Annotated in this window: 16 protein-coding genes and 1 riboswitch; of the genes, 7 read left to right on the top strand and 9 right to left on the bottom strand. The window is 59.0% G+C overall.

Annotated elements, in window-relative coordinates; all coding sequences use genetic code 11:
• Positions 1-4: 4 nt before the first annotated feature.
• Genes N018_RS10860 through N018_RS10850 form a run of 3 tightly spaced genes read right to left on the bottom strand, consistent with a single transcriptional unit; the run spans position 5 to position 2,276 of the window.
• Positions 5-679 (bottom strand): response regulator transcription factor, encoded by a 675-nt coding sequence (locus N018_RS10860; protein WP_024645541.1) that lies wholly within the window; start codon positions 677-679, stop codon positions 5-7.
• Between the two features lie 32 nt (positions 680-711).
• On the bottom strand, positions 712-1,578 hold the full coding sequence (locus N018_RS10855; RefSeq protein WP_038401174.1) for a phosphatase PAP2 family protein: 867 nt from the start codon (positions 1,576-1,578) through the stop codon (positions 712-714).
• Entirely contained in the window at positions 1,578-2,276 is a 699-nt protein-coding gene (locus N018_RS10850; protein ID WP_025389553.1) for a SixA phosphatase family protein, read from the bottom strand. Before N018_RS10850 ends, N018_RS10855 begins: the two co-directional genes overlap by 1 nt.
• Positions 2,277-2,584: 308 nt before the next feature.
• Positions 2,585-2,784, top strand: a riboswitch (cobalamin riboswitch).
• 131 nt (positions 2,785-2,915) lie between these two features.
• Here N018_RS10850 and N018_RS10845 point away from each other — a divergent pair.
• The 4 genes from N018_RS10845 to N018_RS10830 all read left to right on the top strand — a co-directional run bounded on the left by N018_RS10845 (position 2,916) and on the right by N018_RS10830 (position 7,848).
• On the top strand, positions 2,916-3,929 hold the full coding sequence (locus tag N018_RS10845) for an ABC transporter substrate-binding protein (protein ID WP_025389552.1): 1,014 nt from the start codon (positions 2,916-2,918) through the stop codon (positions 3,927-3,929).
• Entirely contained in the window at positions 3,926-4,948 is a 1,023-nt protein-coding gene (locus tag N018_RS10840) for a FecCD family ABC transporter permease (protein WP_025389551.1), read from the top strand. The genes N018_RS10845 and N018_RS10840 overlap by 4 nt, the downstream gene beginning before the upstream one ends.
• Positions 4,945-5,736, top strand: coding sequence for an ABC transporter ATP-binding protein (locus N018_RS10835; RefSeq protein WP_025389550.1), 792 nt, complete (start codon positions 4,945-4,947; stop codon positions 5,734-5,736). Before N018_RS10840 ends, N018_RS10835 begins: the two co-directional genes overlap by 4 nt.
• A gap of 105 nt (positions 5,737-5,841) precedes the next feature.
• Positions 5,842-7,848 carry a peptidase U32 family protein gene (locus tag N018_RS10830; protein WP_025389549.1) on the top strand — a complete coding sequence of 669 codons (2,007 nt, stop codon included), beginning with the start codon at positions 5,842-5,844 and terminating at the stop codon, positions 7,846-7,848.
• 55 nt (positions 7,849-7,903) lie between these two features.
• Here N018_RS10830 and N018_RS10825 read toward each other — a convergent pair whose 3' ends face one another.
• Complete coding sequence (locus N018_RS10825; RefSeq protein WP_025389548.1) at positions 7,904-8,398, bottom strand: GNAT family N-acetyltransferase; 495 nt, start codon at positions 8,396-8,398, stop codon at positions 7,904-7,906.
• Between the two features lie 622 nt (positions 8,399-9,020).
• Between N018_RS10825 and nirB the strand changes: the two genes are divergently transcribed.
• Both nirB and nirD read left to right on the top strand, forming a co-directional pair.
• Entirely contained in the window at positions 9,021-11,582 is a 2,562-nt protein-coding gene (nirB, locus tag N018_RS10820; RefSeq protein ID WP_025389547.1) for a nitrite reductase large subunit NirB, read from the top strand.
• On the top strand, positions 11,582-11,968 hold the full coding sequence (gene nirD, locus N018_RS10815) for a nitrite reductase small subunit NirD (RefSeq protein WP_024646514.1): 387 nt from the start codon (positions 11,582-11,584) through the stop codon (positions 11,966-11,968). The genes nirB and nirD overlap by 1 nt, the downstream gene beginning before the upstream one ends.
• A 66-nt stretch (positions 11,969-12,034) precedes the next feature.
• Here the strand turns inward: nirD and N018_RS10810 are convergent, their stop codons facing one another.
• Complete coding sequence (locus N018_RS10810; protein ID WP_024646513.1) at positions 12,035-13,033, bottom strand: alpha/beta fold hydrolase; 999 nt, start codon at positions 13,031-13,033, stop codon at positions 12,035-12,037.
• A 246-nt stretch (positions 13,034-13,279) separates the two neighbouring features.
• On the opposite strand from N018_RS10810, the gene N018_RS10805 reads away from it, so the two are divergent.
• Positions 13,280-14,209, top strand: coding sequence for a LysR family transcriptional regulator (locus N018_RS10805; RefSeq protein ID WP_024646512.1), 930 nt, complete (start codon positions 13,280-13,282; stop codon positions 14,207-14,209).
• Here N018_RS10805 and pstB read toward each other — a convergent pair whose 3' ends face one another.
• From pstB to pstS, 4 genes are all read right to left on the bottom strand, one after another.
• Complete coding sequence (gene pstB, locus N018_RS10800; protein ID WP_024646511.1) at positions 14,210-14,989, bottom strand: phosphate ABC transporter ATP-binding protein PstB; 780 nt, start codon at positions 14,987-14,989, stop codon at positions 14,210-14,212.
• Positions 14,989-15,873, bottom strand: a complete 885-nt coding sequence (pstA, locus tag N018_RS10795) for a phosphate ABC transporter permease PstA (protein WP_024646510.1) — start codon at positions 15,871-15,873, stop codon at positions 14,989-14,991. Before pstA ends, pstB begins: the two co-directional genes overlap by 1 nt.
• Positions 15,870-16,865, bottom strand: coding sequence for a phosphate ABC transporter permease subunit PstC (gene pstC, locus N018_RS10790; protein WP_005770815.1), 996 nt, complete (start codon positions 16,863-16,865; stop codon positions 15,870-15,872). The genes pstA and pstC overlap by 4 nt, the downstream gene beginning before the upstream one ends.
• A gap of 80 nt (positions 16,866-16,945) precedes the next feature.
• A complete protein-coding gene (gene pstS, locus N018_RS10785; RefSeq protein ID WP_024646509.1) occupies positions 16,946-17,971 on the bottom strand; it encodes a phosphate ABC transporter substrate-binding protein PstS in 1,026 nt (341 codons plus the stop codon).
• Positions 17,972-18,142: the final 171 nt, after the last annotated feature.

Here is an 18,142-nt window from a genome sequence, read left to right as displayed (position 1 = left end):
CGTGTCAGCGCGGCACGCACAGTTTGTAGCCAAGCCCGTGAGCGGTGTGCAACAGCGGCGTGTCATGGTCGCCGTCCAGTGCGCGTCTGAGCATATGAATGTTGCTGCGCAGGCTGCTGCTGTTCGGCGCGTCGCGGCCCCAGAGCACTTCTTCCAGCTCGCTGCGCTTCACGATATGCGGGCTTTTGCGCATCAACAACTCAAGCAGCTTCATGTTGGTCGGGTTGAGCTTCAATGGCCTGCCGTTGCGGGTTATCTCAAGGGTGTCCAGGTCAAACTGCAAGTCGGCAACTACCATGACACGGTTATGTCTGGGCTGACGTCTGCTCACCACCGCCTCGACCCGGGCCAGCACCTCGGACATTGCAAAGGGCTTGGTGATGTAGTCATCCGCGCCCACCTTGAAGCCGATCAGCCGATCATCCAGCTCATCGCGCGCGCTGAGCATCACAATCGCAACTTCCGACTTCGAATACTGACGCAGGCTTCGGCAGATCTGGTTACCGTCGATGCCAGGCAGCATGATGTCGAGAATGATCGCATCGAAACGTTTTGACGCTGCCAGATGCAAGCCGCTCAGGCCATCCAGCGCGCCTTCAACGGCATGCCCGCGGAGTTCGAAAAACTCCAACAGGTTGTCGTGGATATCGCGGTGGTCTTCAATCACCAGAATGTTCATTGCAGCGCCTTGTTGTTTTTCCAACTGACCGATCAAGAAACTGTAGTCGCTGAGTCGGCACCCCGAAGCACTAATGCGTCAGGCTGCATCGACGTCGGGACTGGGCGTGCCGCGTGTAGTGGCTGTTGCAAGGTCGACCGTCCGTAGAAAAACAAGGCAACCAGCAGCGTGCTCAGCCACACCACAATGCCAGCCCAGAACGTGTGCGACATAAAATGCCAGCCTTGCAGCACGCGCGTAGTGCCATAGATCATCCCGAGCAACAATATTCCCGCCAGCAGTACCTTTGAATGCGTCCAGCAATAACGCCGTGCCACGAAATACAAGGCCAACAGGCTGAATGCGCCTGACGCATGGCCGCCTGGCCAGCATCGTCCGGCGCCTGCTTCATGCAACAGATTGAAGTTTCTGAACCACTCGATATGCGCCTGAGGGCCGCCATACACGGTGGTTTCGACCGGGCAATACACGCTGGTGTGACTTTTCAAGTAATGAATCATGCCGGTGCTCACCGCAAATGCGACCGTCACGAAGAAGAAATCAAGACGATACCTGCGTGCAAATTGCAGAGGGCCTTCAAGTCGGGCACGTATGGCAAGCCGTGTCAGGCCCGAGTCGCGATATTTCTCCAGCAGTGGCCAGACAAACGAAGAAATCGCACCGATGATTGCCAGCTCACCGGTCAGATTGGGAATGATCCGTGCCCATTTGTGGGTGATCGTTTCGAACAGCCGAATATGCCCGATCGGAAACACCCCGGCGGCCGAATCAAACAGCAGGTCGCTCAATTGTCGATCAAGGTTGGTCAGGTCAAATGTCACGAACACCAGTAAAGCGAAAAACATGGGTAAACCCAGATTGATGCCGTAAAACCGCAACCTGGAGTGGGTCAATGTCATCAATTGAATTGCTCGCTGTTGAGATTTACCCATTGCTCTGCATTCAGGGAGCCGAGCACCTTAGGCCGTTGGCTGCCGTCCACTTGCACGAAAAACGCTTCGGCATAATCACTTGAGCGCTCGCCGCCTGGTACACCCACTTTGCGCTCGAACTGGTCGATGCAACCGCTGTGGGTGATCAGTACCAGATTTTCACCGCTGACTTTATGAGCCTGTACTGCTTTCACGAAGCCACCGTCGCATGCGTTGATCCATTCCTGGGTCTGCACTGCATGCCCGGCCACTAACTCTGCGGTCTGTTGCGTGCGAACCTTGGGGCTGGCGACCACCCGGGCGCGGGCCAGGCCCATTTTCTGCAACCCTGCCCCAACCGCCAGCGCGGCGTTACGACCTTTGAGGGTGATGCCCTCGGCGCTGGCCATGCACGGGTTCGTCGAGCGGTCGCAGCGTTCGGCGTGCCGAATCATCACCACCACATCACCGCGCAGCCACTGCTCGCGCAGGCCCGATACTTTCAGGTTATTGCCCGCGCCGAGATCCACCACGTGCACGCTTGAAAACGATGTGAAGAACCACGCGCAAATCGCTATCAATGTCACGACGATGGAGATTGATACGATGTTTTGGTGAGTTTTGAAATGCCGATGGATTCCCGCAACGGGAGGCAGATTCTTGTTATTGATTACCGTGTCAGCCAAGTGACCACTCCTACACTACACACCTGTGTGGCGCTGACTCGGGAGATTCCCGACGTCATGACCGCCCCCATGGAGCCAACATAGGTTCAGCATGGTGCTGACTCAGTGAAGAAGATGTGAAAAATGTGTTGTGAGCCCGCACGACGGTTTTCCGTGCAGCCTTTTGAAACCGGGGCTTGAGAGCATTTTCGGACAAGAACATGAAGATAATTTAAGCGTTTTCGCGTACAGACTTGTCCGGTGCCTGGCGGGCAGGGTTGATGCCGAGGCGCCCGCACGCAAAGCATTAGCCACTAAAACGCTTATCGTTTACCATGCCGGCCGTCGGTTTCCGAGAGGAACTAACAGGGAATTCGCCCGCCTTGCCCCAGCAAGGCCAAAACGAAACTGCCCCCGCAACTGTAGGCATCGAGCCTGCTCCATGACTGCCACTGGATTCAGATCCGGGAAGGCCGGAGCGTGGCGATGACATGCCAGTCAGGAGACCTGCCGACCCGATTCAATCCACTAACCGGCGGGGTGTCCGGGAAGGACATCCGCACGCATCGGCATTTATTTGTCGTGCCCGGTCAGTTGCCGGGGATGTGTTTCCTGATATGCATTGCGCCTTGGCACCTGCTCCAACGGAGATCGCATTTCATGTCGCTGCCCCGCCTCGCCGCACTCGCCGCCGGCCTGACCTTGTCGAGCCTTGCCTTCGCTGCACCCACACAGTACCCGCTGACCCTCGAAAACTGCGGTTCGAGCCTGACCTTCGCCCATGCACCAACCAAGGCCGTGACCATTGGCCAGGCAGGCACTGAAATGCTTTACGAACTGGGCCTGGGCGACAAACTGGTCGGCACCTCGCTGTGGTTCAACAACGTGCTGCCGCGCTTCAAGGCGCAGAACGACAAAGTGCAGCGTCTGGCCGACAACGAACCCAGCTTCGAAGCAGTGATTGGCAAACGTCCTGAACTGGTGGTTGTTCAGTTGGAGTGGATGGTTGGCAAACAGGGCGCGGTCGGCACCCGCGAGCAGTTTCATGACCTGAAAATACCGACGTACATCCTGCCGTCCGATTGCGAGGGCAAAGACAACCTGGTGGGTGCCGATGGCACGCGCCTGGAGCCATTTCGCATCGAGACCATCTACAAGAGCATCGAACAGCTGGCGCAGATTTTCGATGCGCAGGATCGCGGCGACAAACTGGTTGCAGATCTCAAAACGCGCCTGAGCGCCGCGATTGCCAACGTCAGGCAGAACAAGGCCAACGATGTGTCGGCGCTGTTCTGGTTTTCCAGCTCCGAGCTTGCCAGCGATCCGTTTGTGGCCGGTCGCAAAGGCATCCCGGACTTCATGCTCAACAGCCTGGGCATGCGCAATATCGTGCAGTCCGACGAAGAGTGGCCAACCGTAGGCTGGGAAACCATCGCCAAGGCCAATCCGAGCATTCTGGTGATTGCACGCATGGACCGCCGCCGCTTCCCGGCCGACGACTATCTGAAGAAAATCGAATTTCTCAAAAGCGACCCGGTGACGCGCAACATGGACGCAGTGAAGAATGACCGAATCGTGATCATCGACGCCGAGGGCATGCAGGCCGGTCTGCGTCTGTTCACCGGTTTCGAAGAACTGGCTGACGCCGCCAACCGCTTCAACGCTGCGCGATGAAACTGCCGACAGCGTTGGGCCATGTGCTTTGGGTATCCGCCTTGCTGGTGCTGGCGATCATGGTCGGCGCGGCGATTGGTGAGACCTCGATCAGCCTCAAGGTGATTTTTCAGGTGCTGGCCAACAAACTCTGGGCGGCCGGTTATGTGCTCGATCCTATCGACGAAGGCATCGTCTGGAATTACCGCCTGACCCGCGCCATCGTCGCAGCCGCCTGCGGAGCCGGGCTGGCGATCTGCGGTGTGGTGCTGCAATCGTTATTGCGCAACCCGCTGGCCGATCCTTATCTGCTGGGAATTTCCGCCGGGGCTTCGACCGGCGCCGTACTGGTTGCCATTCTGGGCTTCGGTGCGGGGGCGATTTCCATGTCAGCTGGCGCTTTCGCCGGGGCCGTGGCAGCGTTTTCACTGGTTGCCCTGCTCGCACATTCATCTCGGGGCACCACAGCGTCGGTGCAGATCATTCTGGCCGGGATCGCCGGTTCACAGCTGTTCAACGCACTGACTTCGTTTCTGATCACCAAATCCGCCAGCTCCGAACAGGCGCGCGGCATCATGTTCTGGCTATTGGGCAACCTCAGTGGCGTGCGCTGGCACTCGGTGTGGCTCGCAGTGCCAACGGTGCTGGTCGGTCTGCTGGTGTGCCTGTGGTACAGACGCGCGCTGGACGCTTTCACTTTCGGCGGCGATTCGGCCGCGTCGCTCGGGATTGCGGTGCGCCGCGTGCAGATCGTCCTGATCGCCACCGCTGCGCTGGTCACTGCGGTGATGGTCTCGATTGTCGGCTCCATCGGTTTCGTCGGGCTGGTGATTCCACACGCAGTGCGAATGCTGGTCGGCGTACGTCACGCACGACTGGTGCCGCTGAGCGCCCTGAGCGGCGCGTTGTTTCTGATCGCTGCCGATATCCTTTCGCGCACCATGATCAAAGGTCAGGCGCTGCCGATCGGGGTGATTACCGCGCTGATCGGCGCACCGGTTTTCGCATTGATTCTTATCCGGGGCAACAGCACGCGATGAACGCTTTTCCTCATCGGCTCGACGCGCCAGTGCTTGGTTGTTCAGGTCTCGGCTACTCGGTGCGTGGCACGGCACTGTTGAGTGACGTCGACCTGAGCATTGCAGCGGGCGAAACGCTGGCCGTGGTCGGCCCCAACGGTTCGGGCAAATCCACCTTGCTCAAACTGTTGGCCGGTATCCAGAAACCGGGCAGCGGCACGGTCACGCTGGGCGAACAGTCTCTCGCGGCCATGAGTCGCAGAGACGTGGCTCGGCTGTTGGCGGTGGTCGAACAACAGGCTGAAACCAGCGACGCGGTGACCGTGCTCGATGCCGTCGAACTGGGCCGCACGCCTTGGCTGTCAGCGCTGGAGCCGTGGAGCGCCGAGGATGACGCCATCGTCCGTCAGGCGTTGCAGGACGTGGACATGCTGCACCTGCACAAACGTGCCTGGCACACCCTGTCTGGCGGCGAACGGCAGCGGGTCCATATCGCCAGAGCGCTGGCGCAACGGCCGAAAATTCTGCTGCTGGACGAGCCGACCAACCATCTGGATATCCAGCACCAGTTGACTATCCTCGGGCTGGTCAGGGCTTTACCGGTGACCACGGTGATTGCCCTGCACGACCTCAACCAGGCACTGGATTGCGACCGCGTGGCGGTGATGGAAAAAGGCCGGCTGGTCGCACTGGGTGTGCCGGCCGACGTGCTGACACCGGAGCGGTTGCTGAGCACCTTTGGCGTCGTCGCGCATTGGCTGACCGATCCTTGCGACGGTACGAAAATCCTGCGCTTGCGTTCCCGCTGACCGCACGCCGATGGTCAGCCAGTGATCTGCTGCTGACGTCAACAGGTGCGCGGCGCGGCGCGGCGCACTACAATGCGCGCTTTGCTCGCCGCCGGATCCCTTGCCATGTCGTTACCCAAGCACCACCTGGAATTGCTCAGCCCTGCCCGGGACGTGAGCATCGCCCGTGAAGCCATCCTGCATGGCGCCGACGCGGTGTACATCGGCGGGCCGAGCTTTGGTGCGCGGCACAACGCCTGCAACGACGTCAGCGATATCGCTGAGCTGGTGAAATTCGCCCATCGCTATCACGCGCGGATTTTCACCACGATCAACACCATCCTGCATGACGACGAACTGGAACCAGCGCGCAAGCTGATTCATCAGCTCTACGACGCGGGCGTGGATGCACTGATCGTGCAGGACCTCGGGGTGATGGAGCTGGACATTCCGCCCATCGAACTGCACGCCAGCACGCAGACCGACATTCGCACCCTGGGCCGGGCGAAGTTTCTCGATCAGGCCGGTTTTTCGCAGTTGGTACTGGCGCGCGAGCTGAACCTGCAGGAAATTCGTGAAATCGCCAGTGAAACCGATGCGACCATCGAGTTCTTCATCCATGGCGCGCTGTGCGTGGCGTTTTCCGGGCAGTGCAACATCTCCCATGCGCAAAATGGCCGCAGCGCCAACCGTGGCGACTGTTCGCAGGCCTGCCGTCTGCCGTACACGCTCAAGGATGATCAGGGTCGTGTGGTTGCGTTCGAAAAGCACTTGCTGTCGATGAAGGACAACAACCAGAGCGCCAACCTGAGTGACCTGGTGGACGCCGGGGTGCGCTCGTTCAAGATCGAAGGCCGCTACAAGGACGCCGGCTACGTCAAAAACATTACTGCTTATTACCGGCAGCGCCTGGACGAGATTCTTGAAGACCGCCCGGACCTTGCACGTGCTTCCAGCGGCCGTACCGCGCACTTCTTCGTGCCTGATCCGGAGAAGACCTTTCATCGCGGCAGCACCGATTACTTCGTCAGTGATCGCAAGATCGATATCGGCGCGTTCGATACGCCGACGTTTACCGGTCTGGCGGTGGGCACCGTCGAAAAACTCGGCAAGCGCGATCTGATCGCGGTTACTCATGAGCCGCTGTCCAACGGTGACGGCCTCAATGTGCAGATCAAACGTGAAGTGGTGGGCTTTCGGGCCAACATCGCCGAGCTGAAAGGCGAGTTCGAAGAAGAAGGTCAGAAGCGCTGGCGCTATCGCGTAGAACCCAACGAAATGCCGGCTGCCCTCTCCGGCCTGCGACCGAATCATCCACTCAACCGCAACCTGGACCACAACTGGCAGCAGGCGCTGCTCAAGACTTCAGCTGAACGCCGCATCGGTATTCAGTGGCAGGTGACGCTGCGTGAGGATCACCTGAGCCTGAACGCGATCAGTGAAGAAGGCGTACGCGTGACGGTCGGTCTTGACGGTCCGTTCGGCGCTGCCAACAAGCCCGAGCAGGCGCTGGACCAGATGCGTGACTTGCTCACTCAACTGGGCACCACGATTTACCATGCCCAAGACGTAAAGCTGGATGCCCCACAGGCGTATTTCGTACCCAATTCGCAGCTCAAGGCCTTGCGCCGCGATGCTATCGAAGCGCTGACCGAAGCCCGCGTCCAGGCTCACCCGCGTGGCGGGCGCAAGGCCGAAACCACCCCGCCGCCGGTTTATCCTGAATCGCATCTGTCTTTTCTGGCCAACGTCTATAACCAGAAGGCGCGCGACTTCTACCATCGTCACGGCGTGCAGTTGATCGACGCGGCTTACGAAGCGCACGAAGAAACCGGCGAAGTGCCGGTGATGATCACCAAGCACTGCCTGCGTTTCTCGTTCAACCTGTGCCCGAAACAGGCCAAAGGCGTAACCGGCGTACGTACCAAGGTCGCGCCGATGCAACTGGTGCAGGGTGACGAAGTACTGACCCTGAAATTCGATTGCAAGCCTTGTGAAATGCACGTGATCGGCAAGATGAAAGGCCACATCCTCGACCTGCCGTTGCCCGGCAGCGCGGCGGCCAAGTCAGTGGTCGGTCACATCACCCCGGAAGACCTGCTCAAGACCGCCCGCCAGCGTCATCCGCGCTGATCGGTACAAGGGGTTGGCGTCTGCCAGCCCCCTGCCGTCTTCTGACAAAGCCCTCTTAAAGAACGCGCTCCATATGGGTCGTGTTCCACACCGGATCGCTTTCCACATCAGTCACGGCAAAACCCTGTTTCTCCCAGAAACGGATGGCACCGGGCAGAAACGGATGGGTGTGCAGGTACAAAACCTCGATGCCACCCGCTTCGGCATGTGCCCAGAGCGCCTGGCATAAGCGGCTGGCCAGCCCGTCGCCGCGAAATTCGGGCATTACGTACAGGCGCACGATTTCTACCGTTCTGCGGACTGTGTAGTCGAACTGTGCAAAGCGATGGTCGTAAGGCAAATAGCCAACGGCAGCGATGATGCGCTCGTCGCAACGAGCGATGAGGAATTTTCCATCCTTGCCTTTCAGGTAAACCTGTTCGAAACCGGCCAGATCGGGTGGAACGGTGACGGCGTCCAATAAAGGAAATATCTCGGCGCGGGCACGCATGACGAAATCGACGGTATGCGGGATGTCGGCGGGGGGTACTTCGGTGATCGTGATCTTCATGAGAACTGACTTAAATAGGGGAATTGCAGGGTGATACAAATGTTACGCCATACCTGGGCTTTTAAACGCACGGCTTCGATATTGAACAGGCGGTGCGGCGCAGAATTGTGACGCGGAGCGTCAAGAAAGGCATTCCTACGCAGAGCGTGAGGAACGAGAGGTGTCCGGGAAACTATTGTGCCCATGCTCCGCGTGAGCATGCCGTTCTGGACGCTCTGCGTCCGGGGTTGACCGGGCGAGGCTGCGCACAGCTTTACAGCGCCCCCCCTTCGACGCGCACCAATGCAAGGCAGGAAAAATCATGCGCCAGATGCTATTGTAAAAGCTGCGCGGCCGTGCAGGCATTGCCAATGCGCGTTTGAACCGCTGCCGGCCCAAGCTGGCACACCCTCTGCATAAGCCTGATAACCCCACCGTGAATGTGGTCGGGCACGCCCCGGTTGATCGACGTTGATCGCCAGTCTCGCTGAGACCAGAGGGCTACTCAGGTGCATCCGGCAACGTGGCTCGATGGCACCCTCGAATTTCCAACAAGAGAACAGGCAAAGGCGCCTGGAACCGCAAGGTTCCGGGCGCTTTTTTTTGCGTTGAAAAACCTGATTGGCCTCGGCCGGGACTCGCTATGAACACCACAGTATTCCCCTCCAACAATGTAAAAACCCTGATCGTCGTCGGCAATGGCATGGTGGGGCACCATTGCGTCGAGCAGTTGATCGCAGGCGGCGCGCTTGAGCGTTATCGCATCCATGTGTTCGGCGAAGAGGCGCAGCGTGCCTATGACCGCGTGCACCTGTCGGAGTACTTCACCGGCCGCGACGCCGAATCGCTGGCCATGAGCGAGATGTCTGTCTATGAAAAGGCCGGCCTGACCCTGCACCTCGGCGTGCCGGTGCTGGAGATCGATCGTGACCGGCACGAAATCATCACGGCCGAAGGCTGTTTTAGCTACGACAAACTGATTCTGGCCACCGGCTCCTACCCGTTCGTGCCACCGATTGAAGGCGCAAAAGGCAATTCGCGGCTGGTCTATCGCACCCTTGAAGACCTCGACAACATTCGTTATGCCGCCACGAAAGCGCGGCGTGGCGTGGTGGTCGGGGGCGGCTTGCTGGGCCTGGAAGCGGCCAATGCGCTCAAGTCTCTCGGCCTTGAGGCACACGTCGTCGAATTCGCCCCACGCCTGATGCCGGTGCAACTGGACGAACACGGCGGCGCCGCGTTGAAAGCGCGAATCGAAGCGTTGGGCGTCGGCGTGCATCTGTCCCGCGCCACGCAGTCGATCAGCGACGGCAAGCAGTATCGCTACCGTATGAACTTCGCCAATGACGAATTCCTTGAAACCGACCTGATCGTGTTTTCGGCCGGTATTCGCCCGCAGGATGCCCTGGCCCGCCAGTGTGAGCTGCAACTCGGTCCACGCGGCGGCATTGCGATTGACGAACACTGCCGCACCAGCGACGCCGATATCTATGCGATCGGTGAGTGCGCCGCCTGGAACGGCAGCGTGTTCGGGCTGGTCGCGCCCGGCTACCAGATGGCCCGTGGCGTGGCGGCGCAATTGTGTGAGAAAGACACCGAGCCGTTCTTCGGTGCCGACATGTCCACCAAGCTCAAGCTACTGGGCGTCGACGTCGGTTCCATCGGCGATGCGCATGGTGCGCTGGCCGGGGCGGTCAGCTATCGCTACATCGATGAAGCCACTGCCAGTTATCGCCGTCTGGTGGTGTCGGCCGATGGCAAACAGGTGCTCGGCGCCGTGCTGGTCGGCGACAACAGTTACTACGACACCCTGCTGCAATACGCGCAAAACGGCATCACCCTGCCCGCAGATCCATCGAGCTTGATTCTGCCACGCGGCGAGGGCGCGCCTACTCTGGGTGTCGATGCCCTGCCCGCCACGGCAACGGTCTGTTCCTGCCACAACGTCAGCAAGGGCTCGATCTGCTCGGCTATCGACAATGGCTGCACGGATCTGGCCGGGATCAAGGCATGTACCAAGGCAGCAACCGGTTGCGGCGGTTGCACGGCGCTGCTCAAACAGGTTTTCGAACACGAACTCACGGCACGTGGCGTGGCAGTCGACAAAAGCCTGTGCGAACACTTCGCCTATACCCGCCAGGAGCTTTACTCGCTGGTTCGCGTCGAAGGCCTCGAAAGCTTTGATGAGCTGTTGGCACGGCACGGCAAAGGCGCGCATGGCTGCGACATCTGCAAGCCTGTGGTCGGATCGATTCTCGCCTCGTGCTGGAACCGTCCGATCACCGAGCCTTCGCTGGTGCCGTTGCAGGACACCAACGACACGTTCATGGCCAACATGCAGAAAAACGGCACCTATTCGGTGGTACCGCGTATTCCGGGCGGTGAAATCACTCCGGACGGCCTGATCGCGATTGGCGCAGTGGCCAAGAAATATGACTTGTACACCAAGATCACCGGCGGCCAGCGCATCGATCTGTTTGGTGCGCAATTGCACGAACTGCCAGACATCTGGAGCGAGCTGATCGCTGCCGGCTTCGAGACTGGTCATGCCTACGGTAAATCGACCCGCACCGTGAAGTCCTGCGTCGGCAGCACCTGGTGTCGCTACGGCGTACAAGACAGCGTCGCCATGGCGTTGCGCATCGAGGATCGCTACAAGGGCCTGCGCTCGCCGCACAAGCTGAAGTTCGCGGTCTCTGGTTGCACCCGTGAATGCGCCGAAGCACAAAGCAAGGACGTCGGCGTGATCGCCACCGAAAACGGCTGGAACCTGTACCTGTGCGGCAACGGCGGCATGCGCCCGCGCCATGCCGAGCTGTTCGCCACCGACCTGGATGACGAAACCCTGATCCGCTACATCGACCGCTTCCTGATGCTCTACATCCGCACCGCCGACAAGCTGCAGCGCACGTCGGTATGGCGAGAAACACTGGAAGGCGGCCTGGATTACCTCAAGGCGGTAATCCTCGACGACAGCCTGGGCCTTGCCGCAGAGCTGGAATCACAGATGCAACTGGTGGTGGATCGCTACGAGTGCGAATGGGCCAATGCCCTCAAGGACCCGGAAAAACTCAAGCGCTTTCGCACCTTCGTCAACGACGAACGCAGCGACCCTGACGTGCACTTCGTCAAGGAGCGCGCTCAGCGTCGCCCGGCAAAACCCGAAGAGCTGGCGCTTATTCCCTTGTTCAAGGAGGTGGTGTGATGAACTCGTCCAAGACAGCATTAGCGGAAGAAAACACACCCTCAGCGCTGCACTTGCAGTGGCATACGCTGTGTGAACGCAAGGACCTGGTCGCCAATTCCGGCGTGGTGGCCTGGCTGACTGGCAAGCAGATCGCGCTGTTCTATCTGCCTGATACCCCAGAGGGCAAACACCTGTTTGCCATCGACAACCGGGACCCGAAATCCGGAGCGAATGTGATCGGACGCGGCCTGCTGGGTCAGATCGGTGGTGAACTGGTCATCGCATCGCCGTTGTACAAGCAGCACTTCCGTCTGCACGACGGCAGTTGCATCGAGTACCCGGAACAGCGCCTGGAAGTCTGGCCGGTGCGCCTGAACGGAGAACAGGTGGAGATCGCGGTCTAGCCTGCAAAAGGAATGGGCGACAACCTGATCGCTGACCGATCAGGTTATCGCCTGGCATAGCGCCGTTTACTGAAGCTCGGACACCAGTGATTTGTTGAAGCCTGCCGGATCTTCCATTTGCGGGGCGTGGCCCATGCCTTTGAACTCAACGAGCCTGGCACCCGGGATCATCTGCGTGACCTGCTTGCCCAGCACCTTGTACTGACCGATCTTAGCCTTGACCTCCGGCGGCGCGATATCGCTGCCGATAGCGGTGGTGTCAGCGTCACCGATCATCAACACGGTCGGCACCTGCAACTTCGCAAACTCGTAGAACACCGGCTGGGTGAAAATCATGTCGTAGATCAGCGCCGAGTTCCAGGCAACGATCTTGTGACCGGGCCCCTTGTTCAAACCGGCCAGCATATCGACCCACTTGTCGTACTCGGGCTTCCAGCGGCCGTCGTAATAGGTCTTCTGCTCGTAGGCCCGAATGCCTTCGGCAGTGGTCTTCAGCTCGCGTTCGTACCATTGATCAACGCTGCGATACGGTACGCCGAGAGCTTTCCAGTCTTCCAGACCGATCGGGTTGACAAGCACCAGTTTCTCGGTCTGTTTCGGGTACATCAATGCGTACCGGGTGGCCAGCATGCCGCCGGTGGAATGGCCAACAACCGACACCTTGTCGATGCCCAGTTTTGCGAGCAGCGCATGGGTGTTCAGCGACAGTTGCTGGAAGCTGTATTGGTAGTGCTCGGGTTTGGTCGAGGTGCAGAAGCCGATCTGATCCGGTGCGACCACACGATAGCCTGCCGCGCTCAAGCCCTTGATGGTGTCTTCCCAAGTAGCCGCGCAGAAGTTCTTGCCGTGCAGCAGAACAGCAGTACGACCGTTGGCCTTGCCAGTGGGCTTCACGTCCATATACCCCATTTCCAGCGACTGGCCCTGCGACTCGAACGGGAATTTCAGCAGCGGATGAGGATAAGCGAAACCTTCCAGCTGCTGACCGTAGCTCGGCGTTTCGGCCAACGCCGGGCCTGACAGTGCAAGGGACATCAACACACCGGCAATTTTTGCAGCCCGCATAAGGGGCACCTCCTGTAAATGGAATCAAAGGCCTGAACCGCTGAACTGCAAGCGGCGGACCTGCAAGTAGACCCTGTTTCCCACAACAGATTCGCCCTTTTCCTGCCAACAGAACCGTAAGCAGACGTTTCGTCATGCAGACTTCGGGCGCTGGCAAAATGCTGGACGCCTCCTGCCGTGCCTGCCTAGACTGGGCCGTCCGTTAAGGGCCGTTGTGGCCGGCAGGGGCTGAGCCAAGGAACAGCAATGAATCGAAATGAACTGCGCAAGGCCGACATCAACCTGATGGTGGTTTTCGAGACGTTGATGCAGGAGCGTAACGTGACCCGCGCAGCAGAAAAGCTGTTCCTCGGGCAACCCACGATCAGTGCTGCGTTGAACCGTCTGCGCAGCCTGCTCAATGATCCGCTGTTCATCCGGGTCGGCCACCGTATGGAGCCGACGGCCCGCGCTCATGAAATCCTCAAGCACCTGACGCCCGCGCTGGACGCGATGTCCACAGCGCTCAGCCTGACCACTGACTTTGATCCCTCGGTCAGCAAGATGACCTTTCGCATTGGCCTGACCGACGACGTTGAGTTCGGCTTGTTACCCGCCATGCTCAAGGCCATTCGCCAGGAAGCACCCGGGGTGGTGATCGTGGTCAAGCACGTCGACTACCTGAATATCTCCGAAGTGCTGATGTCCGGCGACATCACCGTCGGCGTCTGCCTGACGCGCGAGCTGCCGGCCAATGCCAAGCGCAAGACGCTGCGCAACGTGCAGCCAAGGCTGGTACGCGCCGACAAGCCCGCCCGCCCCATGAGCCTGGACGAATACTGCTCAAGGCCGCACGTTGTGGTGTCGCACGTAGCGAGTGTCAGCAGTTTTGCTGATGAATGGCTGACCGCTCTGGGTCGCAAGCGGCAGGTGGTGCTGTCAGTGCCACAATTCACCACCCTGCCCGCGCTGATGGCTGGTACCGATATGATTTCGGGTCTGTCCGACTATGCAGCGAAGGCGATGAGCGCACTGGGTTTGCTGTATGACGAGCCATTGCCCTTCCCCACGCCGGGGCTGGACCTGTCGATGACCTGGCTGAGCGTAATGGACAACGACCCTGCCGAACGCTGGTTGCGCAGCAGGATCGAGGAATTCATGGGCGAGCGCCGGGAAGCGCCCGCCCTGGCTGATTGATCAGCCGAATCGACCGGTGATGTAGTCTTCGGTCTGGCTCTTGGAGGGCTTGGTGAAGATGGTGTCAGTGTCGCCATGCTCGATCAGTTCGCCCATGAACATGAACGCCGTGTAATCCGAGCAGCGTGCCGCCTGTTGCATGTTGTGCGTCACGATGATCACGGTGAACTGCTCTTTAAGCTCGGTGATCAGCTGTTCGATGCGACCGGTCGAGATCGGATCGAGCGCGGAGGTCGGTTCATCCAGCAGCAAGACCTGCGGGCGCAACGCGATGGTTCGGGCGATGCACAGACGCTGCTGCTGACCACCGGACAGGCCAGTCGCGCTCTGCTTGAGCTTGTCCTTCACCTCGTCCCACAAGGCCGCGCCACGCAGGGCCTGCTCGACACGATCTTCCATTTCGCGACGCGAGAGTTTCTCGTGGTGCTTGATGGCGTAGGAAATGTTGTCGTAGATCGACATCGGGAACGGCACGGGCTTCTGAAACACCATGCCTACATGGCTGCGCAGGCGGTTCATCGAATAGCCCGGCGCCAGGATGTTCTCGCCATTGAGCAGCACTTCGCCGCGTGCTTCCTGCTTCGGGTACATCGCGTAGATACGGTTGAACACGCGCAGCAGGGTTGACTTGCCGCAACCCGACGGGCCGATGATCGCAGTGATGCGCTTCTCGGGAATGGTCATGTCGATGGACTTCAACGACTTCTGGTTGTTATAGAAAAACTCCAGACCGCGAACTTGGATCTTGGTTTTTTCATTGGCCAGGGAAAGGTTGTTCATCAGGACGCCCTATTGCGCAGAAGAATTAAGCGAGACAGCAGACTCAGTATCAGTACGAACAGCGTCATGACCAGTGCACCGGCCCATGCCAGGGAGTGCCAGTCTTCGAACGGGCTCATTGCGTACTGGAAAACCACCACCGGAACACTGGCGATTGGTTTGAGCAGATCACTGCTCCAGAACTGGTTGCCGAAAGCGGTGAAAAGCAATGGAGCGGTTTCGCCGGTGATCCGTGCCAACGCCAGCAATACGCCCGTGACCACGCCAGCCTTGGCAGCGCGCAGAACGATTTGCAGGGTCAGTTTCCATTGCGGCACACCCAGCGCCAGCGCAGCTTCACGCATGGTCGAGGGTTGCAGTTGCATCATTTCATCGGTAGTGCGCACCACTACCGGAATAACCAGCAGGGCCAACGCCAATGCACCCGCCAGCGCGGAAAAGCCGACCTGATGGCCAGTCACCGCATTGAGAGGCAGTACCACCACCGTGTAAACGAACAGACCAAGCACGATGGAAGGTGCCGACAGCAAAATGTCGTTGATGAAGCGTACGGTGTTGCCCAGCTTGGTGTAACGGGCAAACTCGGCCAGCCAGATGCCGGCCATCAGGCCGATCGGCGTACCGATCAGCAGGCCGATGCCGGACATCAGAACACTGCCGTAGAAGGCGTTGGCCAGACCACCCGCGGTGCCGGGCGGCGGGGTCATACCGGTAAACAGTTGCAGGTTGAGCGCATCAATGCCTTTGATGATGGTGGTCAGCAGAATCCAGACCAGCCACAACAGGCCGAAGGCCGTGGCGCCACAGCTGAGCACCATCGCGATCTTGTTCTTGAAATTGCGGGCCCGGTAAATGCGCTCACTGCCCGTCATGTCCTTACTCATAACCCCTCCTTACGCGAAAGGCGCGACAGCATCAGACGTGCGAGGGCCAGCACGATGAAGGTGACGATAAACAACAGGAAGCCCAGCGCGATCAAGGCCGAACGGTGCAAGTCGGTATAAGCCTCGTTGAACTCGTTGGCGATTACCGAGGCAATCGAGCTGCTTGGCATCATCAGCGACGCAGAGAATTGGTGAGCGTTGCCCAGAACGAAGGTCACCGCCATGGTTTCGCCGAGCGCGCGTCCCAGGCCGAGGAAAATGCCACCGACCACTGCCGAACGGGTGTAAGGCAGCACGATGTCCCAGACCACTTCCCAGGTAGTGCCGCCCAACGCGTAGGCCGACTCTTTCAGCGCCACAGGTACGGTACGGAAAACTTCCTGCATCACCGAGGTAATGAAAGGCGTGATCATGATTGCCAGCACGATACCGGCGGTCAGCATGCCGATGCCCAGCGGCGGACCCTGGAACATCGGGCCAATCAGCGGCAGCGCGCCGAGGTTTTCGGTGATCCATGGCGACAGGTGTTCAGCCATGAACGGACCAAACACAAACAGCCCCCACATGCCGTAGATGATCGAAGGAATACCGGCCAACAGTTCGATTGCAGAGGCAATCGGCATGCGCAGCCATGGCGGAGCCACTTCGGTCAGGAAAATTGCGATGCCGAAGCTCACCGGAACGGCGATCAACAACGCCAGAAAAGAGGTAACCAGAGTACCGTAGATCGGAACCAATGCGCCGAACTTGCCGGCGTTCACGTCCCACTCGGTACTGGTCAGAAACTCGAAGCCGAACGTCTGGAATGCCAGGCTGCCACCCCAAAGGGTCGACAGGGCAATACAACCCAGCAAAGCAAGCACCAGCATCGCTGCAGCTTGCAATGAACGCTTGAACCACAGGTCATGACGATGATCCCGTTTGGCGCGCTTCTCGCCCTCGGACTCACCAGCGGAGACATTCGCGGACAGGTATTGGGTGTTTTCAGTCATGTTGAGGCCACTCACAAGGAAAAGCCCCTGTCACCGAGCCGATATCGCGGCTGATGACAGGGGTGTACGGGTTGAATCACTTACTTGGTGAATTCCGTTTTCCAGTAGGTCTCTACGCGATCAACCAGCGATTTTGGCAAAGCAACATAGTCCAGTTTTTCGGCTTGTTTCTGGCCGTTTTCCAGGGACCATTTGAAGAAGTCGAAAGCTGCTGCGCTTTTCTCTTCGTTCTTGGCTTTCTTGTACATGATGATCCAGGTAGTCGCCGTGATCGGCCACGCGGTGTCACCCGGAGCGTTGGTCATGATCAGGTTGAAGTCCTTGGCATCTTCCCACTTGGCCGAGTCGGCAGCGGCAGCAAACGCCTTGGCGTCTGGCTTGATGAATTTGCCGGCGGCGTTCTTCAACTGGGTGTAGGAAAGCTTGTTGGTAACTGCGTAAGAGTACTCGACGTAGCCGATCGAACCCTTGATCTGCTTCACGTAGGCAGAAACACCTTCGTTACCTTTACCGCCCACACCTGCAGGCCATTGTACGGTCGAACCGAACTTCAGCTTCTCGTTCCACTCAGGGCTGACTTTGCTCAGGTAGTTGGTGAAGTTGTAGGTAGTGCCCGAACCGTCCGAACGGTGAACAACAGTGATCGCAGTCTCAGGCAGCTTGACGCCCGGGTTCAGGGCCACGATTGCAGGGTCGTTCCACTTTTTGATGTCGCCCATGAAGATCTTGGCAAGCAGTGCGCCGTCCAGCTTCAGTTCACCGCTTTCAACGCCTTCGACGTTGACGATCGGCACGATACCGCCGATCACGCTCGGGAACTGGCCCAGGCCGCCTGCTTGCAGGTCTTCAGCAGACATCGGGGCGTCGGATGCGCCGAAATCAACAGTCGCTGCCTTGATCTGAGCAATGCCGCCGCCCGAACCGATGGACTGGTAGTTGATGCGGTTTTTGGAGTCGTTGCTTTTACTGTAGTCCTGGGACCACGCCGAAATAACCGGGAAAACGAAACTCGAACCAGCGCCTGTGACGTCAGTCGCGTGAGCCATACCGCTGAGGCACAGCGAAGCGATCAGAAGCGACAAGCGTTTTTTAGTCAGCAGTATCACGGTAATACCTCAGTCCAGGAGATTGTGTGGTGGCCCAGATAAGGAGGCCCGAGGCGGATTTAAAACCTGAAATGTTGCTGTTTAATGACAATCAAACGAATCATGCCGGCTACGGAACTATTTTTTGGCCGATTTCCTGCGCCTTTGAAAAACAGAGAAGGGTTTTGGTCC

Origin of the sequence: Pseudomonas syringae CC1557 (assembly GCF_000452705.1) — a bacterium.
Lineage (GTDB): Bacteria > Pseudomonadota > Gammaproteobacteria > Pseudomonadales > Pseudomonadaceae > Aquipseudomonas > Aquipseudomonas syringae_F.
This window is presented reverse-complemented; position numbering and strand designations above follow the sequence as displayed.